Source organism: Pseudomonas sp. CNPSo 3701 (assembly GCF_028674975.1).
In the GTDB taxonomy this organism is placed as follows: Bacteria; Pseudomonadota; Gammaproteobacteria; order Pseudomonadales; family Pseudomonadaceae; genus Aquipseudomonas; species Aquipseudomonas straminea.
This window is the reverse complement of the sequence record NZ_JAQZSI010000004.1, coordinates 674984-696235: the sequence shown is the minus strand read 5'-3', so window position 1 is coordinate 696235 and position 21252 is coordinate 674984. Positions and strand designations below refer to the sequence as shown.

The window sequence follows — 21252 nt, the reverse complement described above, 5'->3', positions numbered from 1 at the left end:
TGCCTCGTTTATTCGATCAGCCGAAGATCAGCGTCGAGACGTAGAACAGGCCGGCGGCCAGGGCCATCGAGGTGGGCAGGGTGAGCACCCAGGCCAGCAGGATGTTGCTGATGGTGCTGCCCTGCAGGCCGCTGCGGTTGGCGACCATGGTGCCGGCCACGCCCGAGGACAACACGTGGGTGGTCGACACCGGCAGGCTGTAGACGTTGGCCAGGCCGATGGCGCAGGCCGCGGTGATCTGCGCGCTCATGCCCTGGGCGTAGGTCATGCCCTGCTTGCCGATCTTCTCGCCGACGGTTTTCACCACGCGCTTCCAGCCGACCATGGTGCCGATGCCCAGAGCCAGGGCCACGGCGAGGATCACCCAGAACGGCGCGTATTCGGTGGTGGCGGTCAGGTCCTTGCGCAGCTTGTCGAGGTCGGCCTTCTCGCGTGCCGGCAGGTCCGGCAGCTTGCCGACCTTCTTCGCCGAGTCGTCGAGGCACAGCAGGTAGCGGCGGATGTCGATGCGCGCCTCTTCGTTGAGGTCGCGGTAGTCGTTGACGCCATCGAGGGTGCGCAGCAGGCCGTTGATGGTCGGCTCGGTGAGCTTGGGGTCGCAACGGAACTGCTTGGGCAGCTCAGTATTGGCAGCCTGGCCCAGGGCCAGGTATTCGCTCAGGGTCGGCGCGTTGCGCTGATAGAACTCACCCAGGTGCACGGCCGCATCGCGGGTCCGGGAAATCTGGTAGGTGGTGCTGTTCAGGTCGAGCACGAACTTGGCAGGCACGATACCGATCAGCACCAGCATGATCAGGCCGATACCTTTCTGGCCGTCGTTGGAGCCGTGCACGAAGCTCACTGCCATGGCCGAGACGATCAGCACCAGGCGGTTCCAGAAGGGCGGCTTGTTCTTGCCCTTGGTTTCCTTGCGCACCACCGGCGTGCTGTGCACCTTGGGCGTCGGCATCCAGTACTTGAGCGCCAGGAACAGCAGGGCGGCGACCACGAAACCGGCCACCGGCGAGAACACCAGCGACAGGCCGATATCGATCGCCTTCTGCCAGTTCACGCCGTCACCCAGGGGAATATCGGTGAGCAGCGCGTTGGCCAGGCCGACGCCGAGGATCGAGCCGATCAGGGTGTGCGAGCTGGACGCCGGGATGCCGAAATACCAGGTGCCCAGGTTCCAGGTGATGGCCGCAGCCAGCAATGAGAACACCATGATCAGGCCGCGACTGGTGTTGACGTTGATCAGCAGCTCCACCGGCAGCAGGTGGACGATGGCATAGGCCACGCCGACGCCGCCGAGCAGCACGCCGAGGAAGTTGAAGATGCCGGACATGATCACCGCCAGGTTTGGCGGCATGGCCTTGGTGTAGATGACCGTGGCCACGGCGTTGGCCGTGTCGTGGAAACCGTTGATGAATTCGAAGGTGAGGACGAAGAGCAGGGCGAGTGCGAGGCTCAGCGCCAACCAGGCATCAAGCCCGCTGAATAGTTCGAACATGGGGGGTTACGTCTGGCTCATGGAAGAGGTGGGTTGTTCCGGGCAACGCGTTGTTTTGCGGATCGATGCGTTGCCTGGCAGCTGCCGGCCCTGGTGAGGCGCCGGACAGCCAGCGTTACGGTCGGCAGTCGTGGGGTGAGCGCTTGCGCGGTGTGTCATGCCTGCGATGCTCTCTGCCCGTTGAATGCCAAGGCACGCCGCCAGGCCAGGCCCGGCAGCGTGCAGGTGGTTCGCTGACGACGTTTGTGGGCGGGAGGGCGCGGCTGCGGCCGCAAGCTGAAAGTACTCGCGATCCGGCTTTTTGCCCCGCCGACCCAGGCTCGCATCACGTCGCCTGAAATGTCTGGACGCGATTTACCTCGAAAATCGCTTCGGACACAACTAGTAGCGCATAAAGAATGCGTATTTTTTGATTTGCTCAGGGTGGAAATAGCCCCGGATGACCACTCACAACTGGCCAGCCGGAGGCTGGCCAAGCTTGTGGAAAGGCAAGTCTCGGAGAGATATTTTTTCATCTTTTATTGTTTTCAGTTATAGATGGAATTGGTATTGCCAGGATAAGGAGCTTTGCATTGACAATAGGCTTCAGGGGTATAACTTTTTGGCAATGAAGAATCTGGCTAGCCTCAATTCCATCATGTCCCGCCTGCACGCCAAGCAACTGCGTTTGCTTATCGCACTGGCGGAAAAAGGCTCTCTGCTCAATGCAGCTGAAGGCGTGGGGCTCACCCAGCCGGGTGCCAGCAAGGCGCTCAAAGAGCTCGAGTCCGCGCTCGGTGTGGAGTTGTTTCTACGCACCAATCGGGGATTGCTGCCGACCCCGGCGGGTAACTGTGCAATTCGCTTTGCCCGCCTGATCCAGGCCGATCTGGACAATCTTCGCCATGAACTGCATGCCATCGCCAGCGGCTCAGGGGGCAAGCTCGCCATCGGCACCATCATGGGCGCTGTTCCCTTGTTGACCCATGCCATCTCGCGCCTGCTGGAGCTTCAGCCGCGGCTATCGGTCGTGGTGGTCGAAGATACCAGCGAAAGCCTGCTGAGCCTGATCGATCAGGGGCGTCTGGATGCCGCCATTTGCCGGCTATCGGTAAGCGACAAGCCCGACGCCTACGATTCGATGGTCATCAAGGACGAGTCTCTGGCAGTCATCGCCCATTCGACCCATCCTGCCGCCAATTGCGAGCGGATCGAGCTGCAGGACCTCTCGGACAGTCGTTGGGTGGTCTATCGAGCCAACATGCCGATGCGTCGGACGCTGGAGCATGAGTTCTTCGAAGCGCAGTTGCCGTTCCCGCTACACCTGATCGAGACCACTTCGGCGCTTGCCACCCTGTCACTACTCAGCCGCAATCCGAGGCTGGTGGCTCTGGTGTCTGTCGAGGTGGCGGACTACGTCTGTCAGCATGGTTTGGTAGTCCGCCTGCCGCTGCAACTCAAATCCCGCAGCGAACCCTATGAACTGGTCTCGCGGTCCAGTGCCCAGCAGAATCCGGCCTTCGAGCTGTTGGTTGAGTCGCTCTACACGATTCAGCAAGAAACCTGAGCAAACACGCGGCGTACCACTGAAAGACCTAGTGCGATCCTGGGGCAGATCCAGGCGATGCCTGGGACGCGCTCGGGAGCGTACCACCCTGGCTGATTGGTGCAGGGCTCAGGTCTTGAAGCGTCTTACCAGGCGATCCAGTTCGCCGGAGAGCTGCAACAGGCGCGAGGAGTCATGGGTGGTGGAATGCGCCAGACCTTCCACCTGCATGGCATCATCGTGGATCTGGGCGATGTGGCGGTTGATGTCTTCGGCCACTTGGTGCTGTTCCTCGGCGGCCGCGGCGATCTGCAGCGCCTGCTCGCGGATCTCGTCCACCGATTTGCGAATGTCTTCGAAACTACCGCGCGCCTCGCTGATGGAGGACACGCTGGTCTGAGACAGCTCCAAGCTGGTCTCGATATGGCGGGTGACCTCCTGGGTACGGCGCGCGAGACTACTGAGCAGGCCGCCGATCTCGCCGGTGGAATCGGCGGTGCGCCTAGCCAAGGCTCGTACCTCGTCGGCGACCACGGCAAAGCCGCGGCCTTGCTCGCCGGCTCGGGCGGCTTCGATGGCCGCGTTGAGTGCCAGCAGGTTGGTTTGATCCGCGATGCCGCGAATGGTATCGAGGATGGCGTTGATGTTCTGGCTGTCCTGCTCCAGTACGGCCATGGCCTGAGCCGATTGGCTCAGGCTGCTGCTGAGCTGGTTGACGTTGCCGGTGGCGCGCTCGATCTGGCCGTAGCCTTCCTGCACCTTGTGGTGACCGGCATCAGCGGAAACCGCGGCCTGACTGCACGAACGGGCCACTTCGTTGGAAGTGGCAACCATCTCGTTGAAGGCGGTGGATACCAGCTCCACGGCTTCACGCTGCCGGCCGGCCACCTCATTCATGCTTTGCGCGGTCTGGGTGGTGGTCTGTGAGGCCTGCTGCAGGTCGTTGGAGGCCTTACCGATGCTGCCAATCAAGCGCCTGATGCTGTCGATGAACTGATTGAACCAGCCCGCCAAGGTGGCGGTTTCGTCCTTGCCCTGCACGTTCAGGTTCTTGGTCAGGTCACCCTGGCCCTGGGCGATTGATTCCAGGCCGGCAGACACGCTGCGGATCGGTCGCACGATCATGCCGGCGAAGACCGCGCCCAGCAGCGCGAAGGCCAGCGCCAGCACCAGAGTTATAGTGGCTATCTGCCAGGTAAGGCTGGTGGCCTTGCCCATGATCTCGTCACGTTCGATCAGGCCAACGAAGCGCCAACCCAAGCCCTGGGCCGGATAGACGTTGACCATATATGAGGTGCCGTCGAGCGTGACCTCGCCTATGCCGCTGCGAATGTTGTCCAGCGCCTGGTAGGCCTCACCCAGGTCCTTGAGCGACTTGAAGTTGTGCTCGGGATTGCGCGGATCGACCAGTATCTTGCCACTGTCCTCCGCCAGCATCAGGTAGCCGCTCTGGCCGAGGGTAATGCTCTTCACCAGATCGGTCAGTTGCTGGAGGGAGACGTCGATCCCTACCACCCCCCGGAGCTTGCCGTTGGCATCGGTCAGGGTGCGCGCTGTCCCAATCATGGACAGGTTCTGCTTGGCATAGAAGTAGGCCGGCGTTCGTATCGTCTTGCCGGGCGACGCCACAGCTGCCTGGTACCAGGGCCGCAGGCGCGGATCGTAGCCGGCCATGTCGGGATCGTCAGGCCAGGCGGCGTAACCTCCGTCGGGCAGGCCGACTTTGACGTAGGTGGTGGCTGGATGGGTGGAAAAGTAGGGTTCGAACAACTCCAGGGCCTGGTGCCCACTCTCCGGCATTGGCGTCTTGGGGGCGTCCGCCGAGGTATAGTTCTTCAAGCCGCTCAGCGCCTGGATCGCGGGCTGCTTGGCGAGATAGTCGACATTCTGCTGAATGCTAGAAAGGAACAGCCCCATGCTGTAGCTGATGTGCTGCATCTCACGGGAGCTGCTTTCCTGGAAATCCTCCACAGCTTGGCTGCGCAATTTCACGATCACCACCAAGGCCACCAGGACGACGGGCACGCAGGCGGTCAACGCGAACAGCGAAATCAACTTCTGCTTGATATTCATGCATAGCCTCTTTGAAAAGCGTCCAGCTCATAAATGACTCAAGCTGTTATTGTTTTTAAATAACGCCCTTTGAGTGTTGTCTCGAAATGACTGACTCAGCGGCCATCGCAGCCTGCGTTGGCACCGGCTGCGGGTAACAGGGTTGCGCTCGGTTCACGTAGTCCGTTCGGTAAGGGGCGCTCGGGCCGCCGCGGTGACAGGATTCCCAGAATGCTCGGCGCAGCAGTCGTCTCTCCAGCGATAGCGACGTGTCAGGCGACCGATCCCGGGGTTGAAGGCGTTGGTCGGATCGAGCTGGCGATAGTGGCGTTCCAGTTCGGGATCGGCATCGTAAAGGTGACCGACATTGTGCTCGGCGGGATAGCGGGCACCCCGGGCATCCAGTAGCGCCAGCATGTTCTGCTTGATCGCAGCGCAATCGTGACCCTTCTTCACAAGATATTCCTGGTGCAGCACATGGCAGAAGAAGTGCCCGCAGTACATGGACACTTCGATTTGCTCTGCAAGCTCCGATGGCAAGGTCTCGAACCAGTCTTGGGTGTTGCGCGGCAGAGCTATGTCCAGGGCAAGAATGTCTTCAACGGTGTCCCGGTGCACCGCCCGGTAGCGATTCATAGCGTTGCCGACCGCGAAGCGATTGAGGAACGCTGCATTGCCTTCAGCCGTGTCGCATTCGATGAAGTCTGCATCCGTTGTGGGCAGCCACGACTGCAAGTAGGTTCGTGCCTCGTCGATACCGTCTTCACCCATCTTCAGCAGCAGATGATGTTCGAAGCGCGTGGCAAAGGCGTTCAATCGCGCGGGTAGATGTTCGGGCAGTGCTGCCGAACAACGTTGCAGGATGCGGTCTCCAAGCTGGGATCCCAGACCCAGGCGCTCCGTGAACGCATCGAAGCGGGTTTTCCAGGCGAATGCCTGTGGCACCCGTTGCGCGCCGCAACCCTGAATGAAGAGAAAAAGGTCCTTGCCATAGGTGCGGCTAAGCTCGTAGGCCGTGCGATGCATGTATTCACCGGCGATCGGCAGCGCGGTGAAATTGGTCAGGATGTGCCGGCGAATGGTTTCGAGGTCGGCAGCTCGATTGGACCCTATGTAGAAGACCTGGGTGTTGCGGTCAGCGGGGAAGGTATCCAGACGTAGGGCGAACACGGCGATCTTGCCTGCCGAGCCCGACGCTTCGTAAAGCCGCCGAGGATCTGCGTTGTAGCGCGCGGGTGTAGCCGAGTCCACATCGCGAACGTGGCTGGCGTATTCGCGGTCGGAGGCCATGGCACCTGGCGGATCCTGCACAACGCTGTCGTCGAAGCGTCCTTCATCAAGCCGGGTCAGAATCTCTTCGGGCGTATCGCCCAAGTCCATGCCCAGGTGATTGACCAGCTGCAGTTGCCCGGCCTCGTCGATGCGCGCGAACAGCGACAACTGGGTAAAGGCCGGGCCACGGCGAATCAGCGAACCGCCAGAGTTGTTGCAGACGCCCCCGGCGATGGATGCGCCGATGCAGGTCGAGCCGATCACCGAGTGCGGCTCGCGCCCGAGTGGTTTCAGGTTTGTCTCCAGTTGACTCAGGGTCACGCCGGGCTGAGAGATGACCTGCTTGCCCTGGCGCAGCAGCGCCAGGCGCGTCAGTCTCAGGGTGTTGATCAGCACCACCGGGCGATCATAACCCTCGGCCACCGGAGTAGAACCACCGGTCAGGCCAGTATTGGCTGCCTGGCAAATGATGATTGTGCCGGCGCGGTGGCAGCCTTGCAGCACACGCCACATTTCCACCAAGCTGCCTGGTTGAACCACGGCGAGTACCGCACCGCCGCCGTAGCGGATACCCAGACGGAATCGACGGGTCGCGGCATCGCCCTGCAGGACATGGCGACGACCGACGATCTCTTGCAACTCGCTGACCAGATCCATGGGGTCCTCTTCGCTGATCAAAGGAGGGGAGCGAGTCTACCGCTCCCCGCTGGTAACTACGCCCGATGTCTTTGTTCGTTTAGTCGGCCAGCATGTCGGCGCTCGACCGTGCCGGTCGGCGTGTCACCCAAAGCATCAGTGCGGCACACACCAACAGACAAACCCCAAGCAGCATCAGGCCAGCTTGCGCCGAACCGAAAAGCGTCGTCAGCAGGCCCAGTAAATAGGGGCCGACGAAACCGCCAAGGTTTCCGAACGAGTTGATGATGGCGATGCCAGCCGCGGCTGCGGCGCCCTGTAGGAACGCGCCCGGCAACCCCCAGAACAGGGCAATGGCACTCAGGCTGCCACCGACGGCTAAGGCGACGCCTAAAATCATCATCAGCAGTTGCTGGGGAAAAGCCGCGCAGAGAATCAGACCGATGCCAGCCAGTATCGACATCAGCGCCGCATAGGCTCGCTGGTTGCCGGTACGCTGAGCCTGGCGTGTAACCCAGACCATGGTCACTGCACCGAACACATAGGGAATTGCGGTGATAAACCCGATATCTAGGACTGACGCGACTCCGGCGTTCTTGATGATGGTCGGCACCCAGAAATTGATGCCGTAATTGCCGATCATCAGCAGGATATAGATGAGGGTCAGCATCCAGATGATGGGCATGGCGTAGAGCCGTTTAAGCTCAATGCGCGGTTTTTTCGCGGCGTCCACTGCGAGGCGACGTGTCAGCTCGGCTTTTTCCTGAGCGTTGAGCCACTTTGCGCTCTGGATGCCGTTGTCCAGCAGGCACAGCACCACCACGCCGATTATGACGGCGGGCACAGCCTCTAGGATGAACATCCACTGCCAGCCGGCCAACAGGCTGCCGCCAGCCATGTAGTACATGATGGCCCCGCTGAGAGGACCGCCGAAGATGAAGGACACCGGATTGCCGAGAATGACGATGGCCATCATGCGGCTGTGCAACGCCGCCGGAAACCAGTAGGTCAGGTAGAGAATGACGCCTGGAAAGAAGCCCGCCTCGCAGACGCCCAGCAGAAAGCGCAGCCCGTAGAAGACTGATTCGTTGCTGACGCCCAGTAACTGTGCGATGGGGCCGGTAAAGGCCATCAGCGATGAAACCAGCCCCCAGCTGATCATGATGCGGGCGATCCACAGCTTGGCGCCGACGCGGTGCAGCATCAGGTTACTGGGGACTTCGAAAATGAAATAGCCAATGAAGAAGATGCCAGCGCCCAGTCCGAAGGCCGCATCGGACATGCCGAGATCGCTGAGCATGGCGAGTTTTGCGAAGCCGACGTTGACCCTGTCGAGATACGCGATGATGTAGCCCAGCAGGAGCAGCGGCAGTACCCGCCAGGCGACTTTGCGGTACAGCGGATCTAGCTGCACCTTGGATACGGAGGTATCGAGGATTGCCATAATGTTTCGCGTCCTTTTAATTGTTGTGTTTGCAGCGCGAGTGTCTTGCACAGTAGCTATGCACAGCCCGTGATCTGCCGCCCGTAACCAGGTGGTTCGAATGCGGCAAGATTGCGGGTTGTGCGGTAGTTGAGGTTCAGTCCATTGGCTTGGCAGACCTTAGAACGAGGCCTGGATCAGCCGAACATAGTCGTCCGCCGTGGCCTCCCGGGGATTGGTCTTGTGGCTGTGATCGGCGAGGGCGCCGGCAACGATACTCGGGATGAGCTCCTCACTAACGCCCATCTGCGCCAGGCCATTGGGCAACCTCAGAGCGGCGGCCTTGTCCGCCAGCGCTTGCTCCACCGACAACTGGGCAGGTAGTTGCATGGCCTGGGCGAGGCGTTCGAGTTTTTCCTCGCGGATCACCGATTCCGCACCTCGGTTGAAGCTGATAACCGCGGGCAACATGACCGAGTTGAGGGTGCCATGGTGCAGACGTGGATCAATTCCACCCAGTGAATGACTCACGCTGTGCACACAACCCAGTCCCTTCTGGAAGGCCAGCGCGCCCTGCAGCGAAGCGCTGAGCATCTGCGTGCGGGCCTCGATGTTGCCCGGCTCGTTGAAGGCCAGCTCCAGGTTGCGCCAGGCACGGCGCAGGCCATCCAGCGCGATGCCATCGGCTGGCGGATTGAAGCCAGGCGCAAGAAAAGTCTCGATGCAATGGGCCACTGCGTCCATGCCGGTCGCTGCAGTCAGGTGCGGGGGCAGGCTGAGAGTCAGGCTCGGGTCGCAAATTGCCACATGCGGAATGACGTGGGGGGAGAGGATGCCGACCTTGCGACCATCATCGAGGATGATGATGGCACCACGACCGACCTCGCTGCCGGTGCCGGCAGTGGTCGGAATGGCGACGATGGGTACGGTGGCTGTAGTGATTCGAGCAAGGCCGCCTTCTATGACCGCAAAGTTTTTTAGCGGCCCAGGATGGCGAGCCGATACCGCAATCGCCTTGGCCAGGTCGATGGACGAACCACCACCGACGGCGATGATGCCGTCGCACTGCGCCTCAAGGAAACAGGCTACGCCTGCGCGGGTAGCGGCCTCCGTGGGGTTGGCCGGCGTGCCGTCAAACACCTGATAGGCTGGCAGGGGATTTAGATCCAGAAGCTGATCAATGAGGCCGGCAGCCACCACGCCTCGGTCGGTAACGATTAGCGGACGTTTGAAGCCCAGGCGCGCATTGACTTCACTTAGCTCAGCGGCACAGCCTGCGCCGAAGCGGATCTCCGTTACATAGTTGATTATCGCCATGATCCGTCCTGTTATTTTTGAAATTCATAGACGTCCTGACTATAGCGACGGCATTACCTTCCAAATACTGAGAGGTAGCGATAGCGATATAACTGTGAGTTAGATCAGCCGAGCGCCTCTTCAAGTCTGCTAGGCGCAAACGAGAGCGACGGCTTGCTTTCGATAAGGCTTTTCGAAGCGACTCATGCTAATTGCAGAGGGCTCAGCTTTTGCGTGAGGGCGCCGATATTGGATGGGAATGAGCGCGTTCTGAATGGCGCGCTCTTCCTGGAGTACCTCGCAAGCGTGCTAGTTACAGCATGCGTTTGAGCACGTTGTCGCGGCGTGCGAAGTGGTGCCAGAGCGCCGCGGCGATATGCAGGGCGATCACGTAGTAGAACGCGGTGCCGACCAGCACGTGCAGCTCCTCGATATTGTGGGCCAGCGCTTTGTCGAGCGCGAAGGGCGAGGGCACCATCATGCTGCCCAGGGGGATGCCGCCGCGCTCGAGCAGGACCACCAGTACGCCCATCAGCGGCTGCAGCAGTAGGAAAGCATAGAGCGCTACGTGGGTCAGCTTGGAGAACAGGTTGATCATCGGGCTGAGGGGCGGCTCGATCGCTGGCACCGGCTTGGAGAAGCGCGCCAGCAGGCGCGGTAGTACCAATGCCAGAACCAGCAAGCCTACCCAGAAGTGGCCCTGGACAAACAGCGTACGCAGGGCGCTGCCTTTCTCAAACCAGCCACGACCGTTGATCAATATGTAGGCGAGTACCACCAGCGCGGCCATCAGCCAGTGCAGATGACGACTGGCTGCGCTATAGGTGGCCTGGCCAGTTGAGAGTTGCCGGGGCGATGAGCTGTTGTGTTGGTTCATGTCGACCTCTGCGAGTTACCGGCCGGACAACCTTGTCCGGCCTTGTGGAAATAGTTTTGGTGAATTGTCTTAAGGGAGTCTGAAGAAGCAGGTTGCTCGGCCTTCAGGTCACCTCCAAATGGCGTGCGAAGGTCAGGGTCGCGAGCAGGCCGCCGTCAGGGTGATTGCTCAGGCTGATACGACCGCCCAGATGACTGGCGATCATCTCCACGATGGACAGGCCCAGGCCGGCACCGCCGGGGTTGTCGCGGCTGTAGAAACGCTCGAACAGCCGCTCCATTTTCTGTTCGTCGATGCCCGGGCCATGATCTCGCACGCTGAGGCTGACTTGCTGTTCGTCGTCGGCCGCTAGAGTTACCTCTACCTCGGCGCCTTGCGGCGAGAAGTTGGCGGCGTTGGTGACCAGATTCTGCAGGGCAATTGCGACCAGCTGCGCATTGCCGTGAATCAGGTAACTGCCGGGCTTCACGTCCAGGGCCAGCTCTAGGCCCCTGCCGAGCATCCACGGGGTGAGCTCTACCAGCGTCTCGCGAGCGGTACTTTCCAGGTCCACGGGTTGCCAGGCCTGGCGGGCGATTTCCGGCTCGACGCGGGCAAGGGTCAACAATTGGTTGACCACCCGGGTCAGGCGGTCAACGCCGCCAACCAGATGGTTCAGGGCTTGGTCTCGTGGTTCGGCCTGGGTGGCCTGCAGGGCGTTCTGGGCATGGATGCGCAAGGTCGCCAGGGGCGTGCGCATTTCGTGGGCGGCATCACCGATAAAGCGCCGTTCGCGCTGCAGCAACTGCTCGATCTGCGAGAGCAGCCGATTGAGCGCCGCCTGCATGGGTTCCAACTCACGTGGCAGGGGTGTCAGTTGCAGCGGTTCAAGAGAGCCGCCGTGACGTTTGCGGATGATCTGCGCCATGTTCTGCAAAGGCCGCAGGCCCCAGCCGATGGCCAGCCAGATCAGCGCAGAGAGCACGATGATGCCGATCAGATTGGGGATCAGGGTGTGGCGCACGATGCGATTGACCAGGTCCTGGCGCACATCCTCGCGCTCACCGACCCAGATCAGCAGACCGTGGCGTTCATCAGGTAGCAGAAAACCATGCCAGTTGACGTCGTAGAGGCGCTGATCGGAAAACCCGGGGGTGGTCAGCGGGCGCTCGAAGGCCGGAGCGCTGGAGGAGCGAATCAGGCTGTTGCCCTCTTTGTCCCACACCTGAAAGGCCATCTTGCCTTCGTAGGGGTGGCCGATGCGGTGGTTGCCAGCCTGGCTCAGGGCCGCGTTGAAGGCGCGATACAGCGCCTGGCGCTGCTCATCCGGCAGTTGGGCGCGGATGGCGCCCTGTAGCAGCCGTGCACTCTGCGCCAGCTGGGCATCGTAGATCTCGCCGATTTCGTGGCGGCTGTCGTGAAAATTGTAAAGGCTGATGGTCAGGGTACCGAGCAGCAGCAGACCCAGTACCAGCACCAGGGTGCGGCGACGCAGTGAGGTCATCTCAGGCCTCCACCAGGTAGCCGATGCCGCGTACGGTTTTGATCAGCTCGCTGAACAGCTTCTTGCGCAGATGCGAGATGTGTACCTCAAGGGTGTTGCTTTCCGCTTCCTCGTCCCAGCCGTAGAGCAGCTGTACGAGGCGCTCGCGGGTGAACACCTTGCCCGGATGCGCCAGCAGCTCGTGCAGCAGCAGGTATTCCTTGGGCGTCAGCGCCACGGGGGTGCCTTGGTATTGCACCTGCTGGCTCGCGGGGTTGAGGGTGATACCAGCGTGTTCGACCAGCGCCTGGCCACGCCCTGCGCTGCGGCGCAACAGGGCACGGATACGCGCCTTGAGTTCGTTGAGGTCGAATGGTTTGGCCAGGTAATCGTCGGCGCCGGCGTCCAGCCCGGCGACGCGATCACGAGGTTCGTCCCGGGCGGTGAGAATCAGCACCGGCAGCTGCGAGCCGTTCTTGCGCAGCTGCTGCAATACCTGAATGCCGCTAAGGCGCGGCAGGCCCAGGTCCAGAACCAAAAGGTCGAAGGTTTCGCTGAGCAGGGCATGCGCCGCGCTGGCGCCGTCGTATAGCCAGTCGACGGTGTAACCCTCGGCTTGCAACCCGTTACGCAGGCCCTCGCCAAGGGGGATATCGTCTTCAACCAGGAGCAGTCGCATGCGTGCCCTTAATCAGCCAGCTTCCATCAATGGAGGGATCAATCGATCTTGCGCTCGACGTCGTTGAGTAAAGCAGATATCTCGCGCTGACGTCCTTGGTCGGCCAGTTCTCGACCCGGGCGTGGCGCGGCCTGCTGAGCTTTGAGCAATGCTTGCTTGGCTTCGGCATATTTGCCTTCGCGGGCCAGATGATCACCCCAGAAATACAGGCTGTCGATGCCGTTCGGGTTGATCAGCAGGGCCTGACGCAGTAGCTCATCGGCCTTCTTGGCATCGCCGAAACCGATGGGCCAACCGGGCACCCGGTCGTATAGCGCCGCCAGGCTGGTGTAGGCCGAGCCTTGCAGGGCGTCGGGGTCGAGCTGCAGGGCCTTTTCCAGATCGCTGCGCGACTGCTTGACCTTGCCCAGCGCACCGAGGCCACCCTGAGCACCGGCCCAACTACTGGTGACGATGCCTTTCCAGATCCACGCTTCGGCGGCTTTCGGTTCGGCGGCTGTGAAGGCTTCGGCCTGCACCGCCAGCTTCTCGAACTCGGCCTCCTTGCGGTCATCCGGGGTGTCGTACTGGATCTGCGCCCAGCGTTGCTGAATGGCCTGCAGTTGCTGGGTACCGGCGGCGTCCAGCGCCCAGGCGCCGGTTTGTACACTCAGGGCGGCAAGGGCCAAAGTGAGATGAAACAGCGTCTTTTTCATCGTGGAGGCATCTCGGTGGAGTGGATAAAACGGCGGATGATCGGCAGTTGTTTGCGGATCGCCCGGTCGACCAGGCCCGGCAGCAAGCCGTTGAGGCGTACCAGAAGTTTTTCCGGCCAGCCCAGATAGAGCTCGGCCAGGTTGCGCTCGATGGCACTGGTCACCTGCATGGCCACGCGCTGGGGCTCGTCAATGCGGCTGTTGAGCGCCTCGTTGAGGGCCATGGCGGCGCTGCTGTTCATGCCGGTGCGGGTCGCCCGGGGCGCCACGTAGAGCACATCGACCTCGGTGTCGGCCAGTTCGCGGCGCAGCGCTTCGGAGAAACCACGCAGGGCGAATTTGCTGGCGCAATACACCGCGTAGCCCGGATAGCCGATGGAGCCGTAGGTGGAACCGACGTTGACGATCAGCGCATGGGGCTGATTGCGCAGGGTCGGCAGCAGGGCGCGGGTCAGCTGCAGGGTGGCGATGAGGTTCACGGTCAGGAGGTCGTCGATCTGCTCGTCATCGACCTGCTCGAACAGCGAGAAGCGGTTGACCCCGGCGGCGTTGAGCAGCAGGTTGACGCCGCCCATGCGCCGCGCGGCATCGAGCACGGCGTGGCGGCCGGCGGCGTCACGCAGGTCGGCCTCCACCGGGTGGATGCGCTGTGGGTACTGGCGCTGCAGGGCTTCGAGCACCTGGGGCTGGCGCGTTACGGCCAGCACTTGGGCACCCTCGGCGCACAGCTGTTCTGCGAGTGCCATGCCGATGCCGCCGCTGGCACCGGTAAGCACCACCCGGCAATCAGACAGCCGCATGGCGGGTCTCCCGATGAGCCGTTTCAAGGCGTGGCAGGCCGCGGAACATTTCAGCGTAGAGTTGGTAGACCACCTTGCTGGCGTGGATCACTGCCAACTGGTCGGCGCGGTCGTCAAGGCGGTTCATCAGGCTGCGATAGGTGTCCATGTGGCCGATGTCCAACGAACCGTGGGAAGCCAGGTAACTGAATGCCGTAGGCGGCAGCTGCAGGCCTTCACGTATGGCGCCGGCGGCTTGAGTGGCCAGGGCGATGCTGGTGCCCTCAAGCACGTTGACCATGCCGAACAGGCCGACCGGATTGCCGCGGGCGATCAGGTCGTAGAGAAAACTGGCCATCAGCTCGATGGGAAGAGATGGCTGGCCATCGCGCACCTGCTCGGCATCACCACCGCACACGCGGATGTCATTGAGGATCCACTGCTCGTGGCCATACTCCTCCTCGATGTACTCGCACACCGCGCCGCGCAGCCATTCCAGGCGTGCCGGCAGGCGCGCGCCGCAGGCCATCATCAGCGGCACGGTATGGCGCACGTGGTAGTAGGCCTGCGTCAGGAAGGCGCGATAGCCCTCCAGGCTCACCTGGCCGGCCAGCGCATCGCGGATCACCGGCGTGGCGAACAGCGCTTGGCGCTCCGCGGCGGTGGTGTTCTGCAGTTCGTCGAAGAAATTCATGGCTGCTCCTTTTGGGCAACTGGGGTGGAAAAACGATGGGCGTAGCGGGCCAGAATGGCCTCGCGGCGCAGTCGGCCGTTGCTGGTGAGCAGGCCGTTGGCAGGAGTGAAGGGTTCGGGCAGGCGCTGCCACTGGTGCACCCGTGCATAGTCAGGCAGTTCGATGTTGGCCCAGGCAACGCTGTTCTCCAGGGCCTCGTCGCTGCACTGCGGGTCGAGCGGCCAGAGCAGCGCGATGTTGTGGTCCATGGCTTCACCGTGGACGAAGGCCTGGGCGATCACCCCGCGTTGGGTCAGCTCGGCCTCGACCCAATCCGGATTGACGTTGCGCCCGAAGCTGGTAGTGAACTGATGCTTCTTGCGGCCCTTCAGAAACAGGTAACCGTCGGCATCGAGCACGCCGATATCTCCGGTGGCCAGCCAGTCGCTGCTGAATGGCGCGTCGCCCAGATAACCCAGCAGCGCCGAGCCGCGTACCCATACCTCGCCATCCTCGGCGATGCGCAGCTCGACATGGGTAAGGGGGCGCCCGACGCTGCCAGGCCGGTTATAGGCCGGGGTGTTAAGGCACACCACCGAGGCACATTCGGAAAGACCATAGCCCTGGTAGATCGGCAGGTTCAGCTGTGCAGCACGTTCCAGCAGCTCGTCGCTGACCCGTGCGCCGCCGACGGCGACGAAGTGAAATTGTTTGGCGTCCAGCTGGCCGTGCTCAAGGGCCGTGATCAGCCCAAGCAGCAACTGCGGCACCAGGATCAGGCTTTGTGCCTTTTGGCGCACCAGTTGGCCGAGCAGGCGCGGCCAGTCGACCCGGGTAGCGCCTTCGATGCCCAGACTTGGTTGTGGCAGCAGGGTGACGCTGGCGCCGGCCAGTAGGGCGGCGTATGTGCCCAGGTTTTCCAGCAGCACCGCCAGCGGCAGCAGTGCCAGGTAATTGCGCGGCGCGGCCGGACGGCTGGCGGCGTAGAGTTCCTGGGCCACACGCAACAGGGATTCGGCACTCAGGCACACGCCTTTGGGGGTGCCGGTGGTCCCCGAGGTGTAGGTAACCTTGGCGGTGCCGGCCGGCAATGATTCGCCGGCCGGGGTTTCACGTACCCAGAAACCGCCGGCTTGGCGGAAGCCTGCTTCACCCAGTTGCTCGGCCAGCGGCGCGTCGGTCAGCAGCAGGTCGACGCCGCTCTGCTCCAGGCAATGGGCGGTCTGCGCCCAGGTGAAGAACGGCGGCAGGGTCACGCAGGGAATGCCGGCGAACAGCGCGGCCAGGTCCCAGAGCAGCATCTGCGGGCTGTTGTTCATCAACAGCGCGAAGGTCTTGCCGGGTTGGGCGAGCAGGAGCGCCTTATGGGTTTCGATCTCGCTCCACAGCTGCGCGTAGTCGATGCTCCCGTTGTCGTCGCGCAGCGCCGCGCACGACGGTTGGCGATGAGCGTGCAGCAGTAGCAGAGCCTTGAAATCAGTCAGTTCAGGCTGCATGACTTTGCTCCATATCGAAGGCCGGCAGGCCCAGGCGTGCGGCCATGCCGCTGACCTGCAGATGGGCGAGACCGGCGCGGATGCTGCCGGCGAACACCTGGGGACGCTGCGCGTAGTAACTGCCCCAGCTGTGCTGTTCGCTACCCAGGCGCTGCGGGTCGGCATCACCGAGCAACAGCGGGTTGAGGCCCAGACGCTGAAAGCTGTTGATAAGCGAAGCGGCGCCGGTAAAGACCACCCAGTCGAGCTTGCGATGGGCCAGCAGCCAGGTCATCACCACGATGATGAGTCGGGCGCTGCCGCCACTGCGCGCGGCCAGATTACCGACCTCGACGATCTGCTGGCGCTCCACCGGGGCACCTGCGAGCCGCGACACCACGCGCTCGATCGGCTGCTGCAGGTACTGCTCGAGAAACAGCGCGCCGCTGTCGGCGGTGCGCACGCCGGCGGCAGCGCAGAAGGTCCCGTGCGAATCGCGCAGGGCCATCAGGGTAGGCATGAAATGGCGGATGTCGGCGTGGTGCACAGTGGCGAAGCACTCGCGCACGAACCACTCCAGCGATTCACGATCAGCGTGTTGTTGCGGCACCAGCGACAGCGACAGATCGCGCCCGGCATACGGGCCAATGTGCAGCGGCAGGGCAAGGTTCCATTGGGTATCGATCATCGACAGCGCTCCAGTGACTAGGCGTTGGAGACACTATCGGGGCCGAACCTTAACGAAGTCTGAAGATGATTGGCGGGCAGCGGCTCAGTGTTTGGGCAACTGCTGTTGGCGCACGGTATGACGCGTGCGCTGCGGGGTTCAGGCGCGCATGCCTTCGAAAATCAGCCGTGTGGAGGCCCGCACGGTGGCCGAGTGGGCCTGCATGTCCGGCTCGTCGCTGGCGGTCAGGCGCAGCAGTTGCAGATGGGAGTAGTCGTTGAGCAGGAACGCCGCCAGCTCCACGTCCAGGTCGGCGCGTAGCTTGCCGGCCTCCTGCAGTTCGCGCACCACGTTGGCAATCTCGCCCTGCAGGCCGCGGTTCATCTGCCGGTAGGCCTCCGGCAGGCCGCCATCGCCGCCCACTAGCACCAGTGGTAACAGCTCGCGCCAGAGCGCCGGCGGCAACATTTCCAGGGCATAGCTGACAAGGATGTTTTCCAGGTGGCAGAGCGCGTCGACCGGGTCATCGAACTCGGGAATACGCTTGTGCACGTCGATCAGCGCACGGCGATCGGACTCCTTGATCATCTCCAGGATGATCTCGTGCTTGCTGCCGAAGTACTTGAACACCGTGGGCGCCGATACGCCGGCATCGCGGGCGATCTGCTCGATGGTGGTCTCGCGAAAACCTTGGCGCTGGAACAGCGACACGGCGGCTGCCGAGATGGCCTGGCGGCGTAATTCCTTCTGACGTTCGCGTAATCCGCTCACCGTCGCTCCTGGGTTCATGGGGATAACGGGAATGATAGCTGGCTAGGTTTTTTCGTGAAAATATTTTATTGACTAAAACAATTAATAGGATTAATTATTTTCCCGTACCTGCCGCACGCAGGGCCACTTCCAGGATGAGTCAGATGAACCATATCCTCGACCGCTCCCTGGTTTCCCGTAATACGGAAGTCAGCGAGATGTACGACAAACAAGAACAAGAGCCCGTACTGATGCAGGGCTTTCCTGCCGAGCCGGAAAAGCGCGTGACCTGGGCCAACTGGATGTCGCCGCCGTTCAACCGCTGGGGCTTCCGTAACCTGGCGCGCCTGCGTCCCACCATCGAGGTCGCCGCTGGTTCGCGGCCAAGCTCGGTACTGGCCCATGCGCCGGCAGAAGTCGAAGGTCTGACGTTCCAGAGCAGCTGCGGACGCACCGTGAGCGTGCTCGACCACCTGCGCGCCAGCAAGACCGACAGCTTCCTGGTTCTGCACAAGGGCCGCGTGGTCTATGAAAACTATTTCAACGGCCAGGTCGCCAGCGACCGCCACATTATGTTCTCCGTCACCAAGTCGCTGATTGGCGTGCTCGGTGAGCAACTGGTCCACGACGGCGTGCTCGCCCCCAACGCCCAGACCCAGCACTACGTGCCCGAGCTGGCCGGCAGCGCCTTTGGCGACGCCACCGTGCGCCATCTGTTCGATATGGCCGTTGGCGTTCACTACACCGAGATGTACGACGATCCAGCCTCGGAAAGCTCCCAGTACGGCTATGCCTGCGGCTTCAAGCCGGCGCTGCCCGAATATGCCCAGTACGAATCGCTGTACCAGTACCTGCCGTCGCTGCGTAAGCGTTGCGAGCATGGCGGCCTGTTCCATTACGTGACCGCCACCACCGAAGTGCTGGCCTGGGTGATGGAGCGCGCCAGTGGCGTGGGCTGCGCCGAGCAACTGCAGGCGGTATGGCAGCAACTGGGTTGCGAGCGCGACGCCTACTTCATGGCCGACCCCTGGGGCCGCAGCGTCGCCGGTGCCGGCTTCAACGCTACCCTGCGCGACATGGGCCGTTTTGGCCTGATGCTTGGCAACGGCGGCAAGGTCGACGGCAAGCAGGTCATCGACAAGGCGGTGATCGAGACGATTGCCGCCGGTTCCGATCCGGCTATCTACGGCGTGCACAAGGACTTCTCCGAGTGGACCCCGGGCGCCTCCTACCGCAGCCAGTGGTACGTCTTCAACGACCACAGCCCGGCCATCATGGCCAGCGGCATCCATGGCCAGTACCTGTTCGTCGACTTCAAAGCCGACGTGGTGATCGTCAAGCAGTCGTCGCTGCCCGAGGCCGTCACCGAGCTGGATATCGACACCGTACAAATGCTGAGAACCATCACCGCTCAACTGCGCGGCTGATTCAACGCTGCTTCAACAGAACAAGATCCAAGAGCGCCGGTTCGCCGGCGCTCCTGCCTGCTGCGTCAGGTAATAGGTGGTCGAATTGGCCACCACTCACTGCCCTGTAATACAAAAAAAATACACAGGAGCTTCATATGTACACGTCCAAACGTATCCCCTGCGTGTTGCTCGCACTCGGCATTCCATTGGCCAGCCAACCGGCTCTGGCGGGTTACCAGTTCGAAGAAGGAAACCTCAAAGGTGAACTCAACCTGACCTTCGGCGCGGCCTCCGTCTCCACCCGCGGCGTCAACTTCGGCGCTGGTGTGGCTGACGCCCGCAACGGCGAAGACAAAGGCACCAAGATCAACTGGCAGGAGGCTTACCTCAAGCCAGGCATCACCCTCGATTACTCCCTCAATGAAACCGTCAGCCTGCTGGCCGGTGCCTCGGCGGTTGGCGCCTGGACCTTCGGTGACGGCGATGCGGCTGGCACCACGCGCAGCTCCGACAACCGCATCAACACAGAAGAGGCCTACGTCGGTTTTCGCGCCGGCGACTGGAAGTTCACCGCCGGCCGGCAGGACTACACCATCGGCACCGGCTTCATCGTCATGGACGGTAACCTCGACCTGTTCGGCGATGGTGCCTACTGGCTCGGCCCGCGCACGGCCTTCAAGGATTCGGCGATCCTCGACTGGAGCCACGGCCCGGTGAAGGCCCAGGCGTTCACCCTGCGCACCGATGATCATTACGGCGACTACCGCATGACCGGTGGCAACCTGGACTACGATCTCGACGGCCAGGTAACCCTCGGCGCGATGGCCATGAAGGTCGACACGGAGGCGAGCAAAAGCAGCAACGCGGTACGCCGCGACGGCATGGAGGTGTTCAACGTCCGCGCCTTGCGTGGTCATCTGCCGGGTGTGCCGAACCTGACCCTCAACGGCGAATATGCCGTGCAGCGCGGTGGCGACTCCACGCTGAAATTCGATGCCGATGCCTGGTACGCGCAAGCCGATTATCTGTTTCAGGATCTGCCGTTGACCCCGACGCTGGGCTACCGCTACGCGGTGTTCTCCGGCGACGACGACCTGACCGACAACACACAGAAGGCCTGGGATCCGCTCAGCAAGGGCTTCGTGGACTGGGGCAGCTGGCTGGTCGGCGACGTGGTGGGCAACTACCTGCTGTTCAACAGCAACGAACGGGTTCAGCAGTTCTCGATCCGTACCCGCCTGACCGACACCCTGGCCCTGGGCACCATCCATTACCAGTTCTGGCTCGACGAGAAGAACTTCCGCGGTGCTGCCGTGGATGATCGCCGCTTCGCCGACGAGACCGTGGTGTTCCTCGACTGGACGCCCACCCCGAGCTTCTACGGTTCGGTGGCCTACAACTGGGTGAACGCCAAGTCGGCGGCCAAGCAGGCCTTCGGCGACGACGACCAGTTCAGCGCCCTTGAACTGTATATGACCTACCGCTACTGAAACCGAGCCAGCAGCGCCCCCTGGGGCGCAGGAGTGCGTGATGACAACCACAGCGCAAACCGGGCTCGGCGTGCCGACTCTGGAATGGGTAATGAGCATCCATGTGTTGATCGCCGCAGGAGAAGGGCTGGGCGCTTGCACGGATGGCCAGCGCAGCAATTTTCCCATCCTCGGTGGGCATTTCGAAGGCCTGGACTTACGCGGCGAAGTGCTCGCCGGCGGCGCCGACTTCTACCTGCAGCGCAGCGACGGCGTGGGTGAGCTGGATGCCCGCTACAGCCTGCTCAGCGACCGCGGCGAGCGGATCAACATCCACAACGTCGGCGTGATCGTGCTCAGCGACAAGGCCCGCGAACTCGACGCGCAAGGCATCTGGCCGGTCGACGAGCAGGAGTACCAATGCACCTGTTCGCCGCGCTTTCAGGTGGCGAGCGGGCGACTGGACTGGCTGACCCGCAGTGCGCTGATCGGCAAGGTGGTTTATCCCGCCGCCGATCAGGTGGTCATTCACTGCTACCGACTCGCCTGACCGGCTTTCCTTTTCGCCATTCCTGAATTTCACTGAAACGGCAGGCCACCCGGTGGCCCAGCCGGCAGGTAACG

Annotated in this window: 18 protein-coding genes and 1 pseudogene; 4 read left to right on the top strand and 15 right to left on the bottom strand. The window is 62.3% G+C overall.

Annotated features, from left to right (window positions below; all coding sequences use genetic code 11):
* Positions 1-16 precede the first annotated feature (16 nt).
* Positions 17-1489, bottom strand: coding sequence for an inorganic phosphate transporter (locus tag PVA39_RS15605; RefSeq protein WP_093507494.1), 1473 nt, complete (start codon positions 1487-1489; stop codon positions 17-19).
* Between the two features lie 607 nt (positions 1490-2096).
* On the opposite strand from PVA39_RS15605, the gene PVA39_RS15600 reads away from it, so the two are divergent.
* Positions 2097-3035, top strand: coding sequence for a LysR family transcriptional regulator (locus PVA39_RS15600; RefSeq protein WP_274124995.1), 939 nt, complete (start codon positions 2097-2099; stop codon positions 3033-3035).
* A gap of 108 nt (positions 3036-3143) precedes the next feature.
* Here PVA39_RS15600 and PVA39_RS23490 read toward each other — a convergent pair whose 3' ends face one another.
* From PVA39_RS23490 to PVA39_RS15535, 14 genes and pseudogenes are all read right to left on the bottom strand, one after another.
* On the bottom strand, positions 3144-3911 hold the full coding sequence (locus PVA39_RS23490; RefSeq protein WP_443200973.1) for a methyl-accepting chemotaxis protein: 768 nt from the start codon (positions 3909-3911) through the stop codon (positions 3144-3146).
* 90 nt (positions 3912-4001) lie between these two features.
* A pseudogene (locus PVA39_RS23485) lies at positions 4002-4931 on the bottom strand (HAMP domain-containing protein); the annotation flags it as partial.
* A 309-nt stretch (positions 4932-5240) separates the two neighbouring features.
* Complete coding sequence (dld, locus tag PVA39_RS15590) at positions 5241-6995, bottom strand: D-lactate dehydrogenase (protein WP_274124806.1); 1755 nt, start codon at positions 6993-6995, stop codon at positions 5241-5243.
* A gap of 79 nt (positions 6996-7074) precedes the next feature.
* A complete protein-coding gene (locus PVA39_RS15585) occupies positions 7075-8418 on the bottom strand; it encodes an MFS transporter (protein ID WP_274124805.1) in 1344 nt (447 codons plus the stop codon).
* A gap of 159 nt (positions 8419-8577) precedes the next feature.
* On the bottom strand, positions 8578-9714 hold the full coding sequence (locus PVA39_RS15580; protein WP_274124804.1) for an iron-containing alcohol dehydrogenase: 1137 nt from the start codon (positions 9712-9714) through the stop codon (positions 8578-8580).
* 292 nt (positions 9715-10006) lie between these two features.
* Entirely contained in the window at positions 10007-10570 is a 564-nt protein-coding gene (locus PVA39_RS15575) for a cytochrome b (protein WP_093507492.1), read from the bottom strand.
* A gap of 103 nt (positions 10571-10673) precedes the next feature.
* A complete protein-coding gene (locus PVA39_RS15570) occupies positions 10674-12053 on the bottom strand; it encodes an ATP-binding protein (RefSeq protein ID WP_274124803.1) in 1380 nt (459 codons plus the stop codon).
* Between the two features lies 1 nt (position 12054).
* Positions 12055-12711, bottom strand: coding sequence for a response regulator (locus PVA39_RS15565; protein ID WP_274124802.1), 657 nt, complete (start codon positions 12709-12711; stop codon positions 12055-12057).
* A 38-nt stretch (positions 12712-12749) separates the two neighbouring features.
* Positions 12750-13406 (bottom strand): tetratricopeptide repeat protein, encoded by a 657-nt coding sequence (locus PVA39_RS15560; protein ID WP_274124801.1) that lies wholly within the window; start codon positions 13404-13406, stop codon positions 12750-12752.
* The gene (locus PVA39_RS15555) at positions 13403-14206 is read right to left on the bottom strand and encodes an SDR family oxidoreductase (protein ID WP_274124800.1); all 804 of its coding nucleotides are present in this window, start codon (positions 14204-14206) and stop codon (positions 13403-13405) included. Before PVA39_RS15555 ends, PVA39_RS15560 begins: the two co-directional genes overlap by 4 nt.
* On the bottom strand, positions 14193-14879 hold the full coding sequence (locus PVA39_RS15550) for a TenA family transcriptional regulator (RefSeq protein WP_274124799.1): 687 nt from the start codon (positions 14877-14879) through the stop codon (positions 14193-14195). The genes PVA39_RS15555 and PVA39_RS15550 overlap by 14 nt, the downstream gene beginning before the upstream one ends.
* Positions 14876-16354 carry an AMP-binding protein gene (locus PVA39_RS15545; protein WP_274124798.1) on the bottom strand — a complete coding sequence of 493 codons (1479 nt, stop codon included), beginning with the start codon at positions 16352-16354 and terminating at the stop codon, positions 14876-14878. Before PVA39_RS15545 ends, PVA39_RS15550 begins: the two co-directional genes overlap by 4 nt.
* Positions 16344-17021, bottom strand: a complete 678-nt coding sequence (locus tag PVA39_RS15540) for a thermostable hemolysin (protein ID WP_147177212.1) — start codon at positions 17019-17021, stop codon at positions 16344-16346. Before PVA39_RS15540 ends, PVA39_RS15545 begins: the two co-directional genes overlap by 11 nt.
* A 138-nt stretch (positions 17022-17159) precedes the next feature.
* Positions 17160-17771 carry a TetR/AcrR family transcriptional regulator gene (locus PVA39_RS15535; RefSeq protein WP_093507476.1) on the bottom strand — a complete coding sequence of 204 codons (612 nt, stop codon included), beginning with the start codon at positions 17769-17771 and terminating at the stop codon, positions 17160-17162.
* Between the two features lie 143 nt (positions 17772-17914).
* Here PVA39_RS15535 and PVA39_RS15530 point away from each other — a divergent pair, with 143 nt between their 5' ends.
* The 3 genes from PVA39_RS15530 to PVA39_RS15520 all read left to right on the top strand — a co-directional run bounded on the left by PVA39_RS15530 (position 17915) and on the right by PVA39_RS15520 (position 21178).
* Positions 17915-19177, top strand: coding sequence for a serine hydrolase domain-containing protein (locus PVA39_RS15530; protein ID WP_443200969.1), 1263 nt, complete (start codon positions 17915-17917; stop codon positions 19175-19177).
* A gap of 137 nt (positions 19178-19314) precedes the next feature.
* On the top strand, positions 19315-20649 hold the full coding sequence (locus tag PVA39_RS15525) for an alginate export family protein (protein ID WP_274124797.1): 1335 nt from the start codon (positions 19315-19317) through the stop codon (positions 20647-20649).
* A gap of 40 nt (positions 20650-20689) precedes the next feature.
* Positions 20690-21178 (top strand): DUF3237 domain-containing protein, encoded by a 489-nt coding sequence (locus PVA39_RS15520; protein WP_274124796.1) that lies wholly within the window; start codon positions 20690-20692, stop codon positions 21176-21178.
* Positions 21179-21252: the final 74 nt, after the last annotated feature.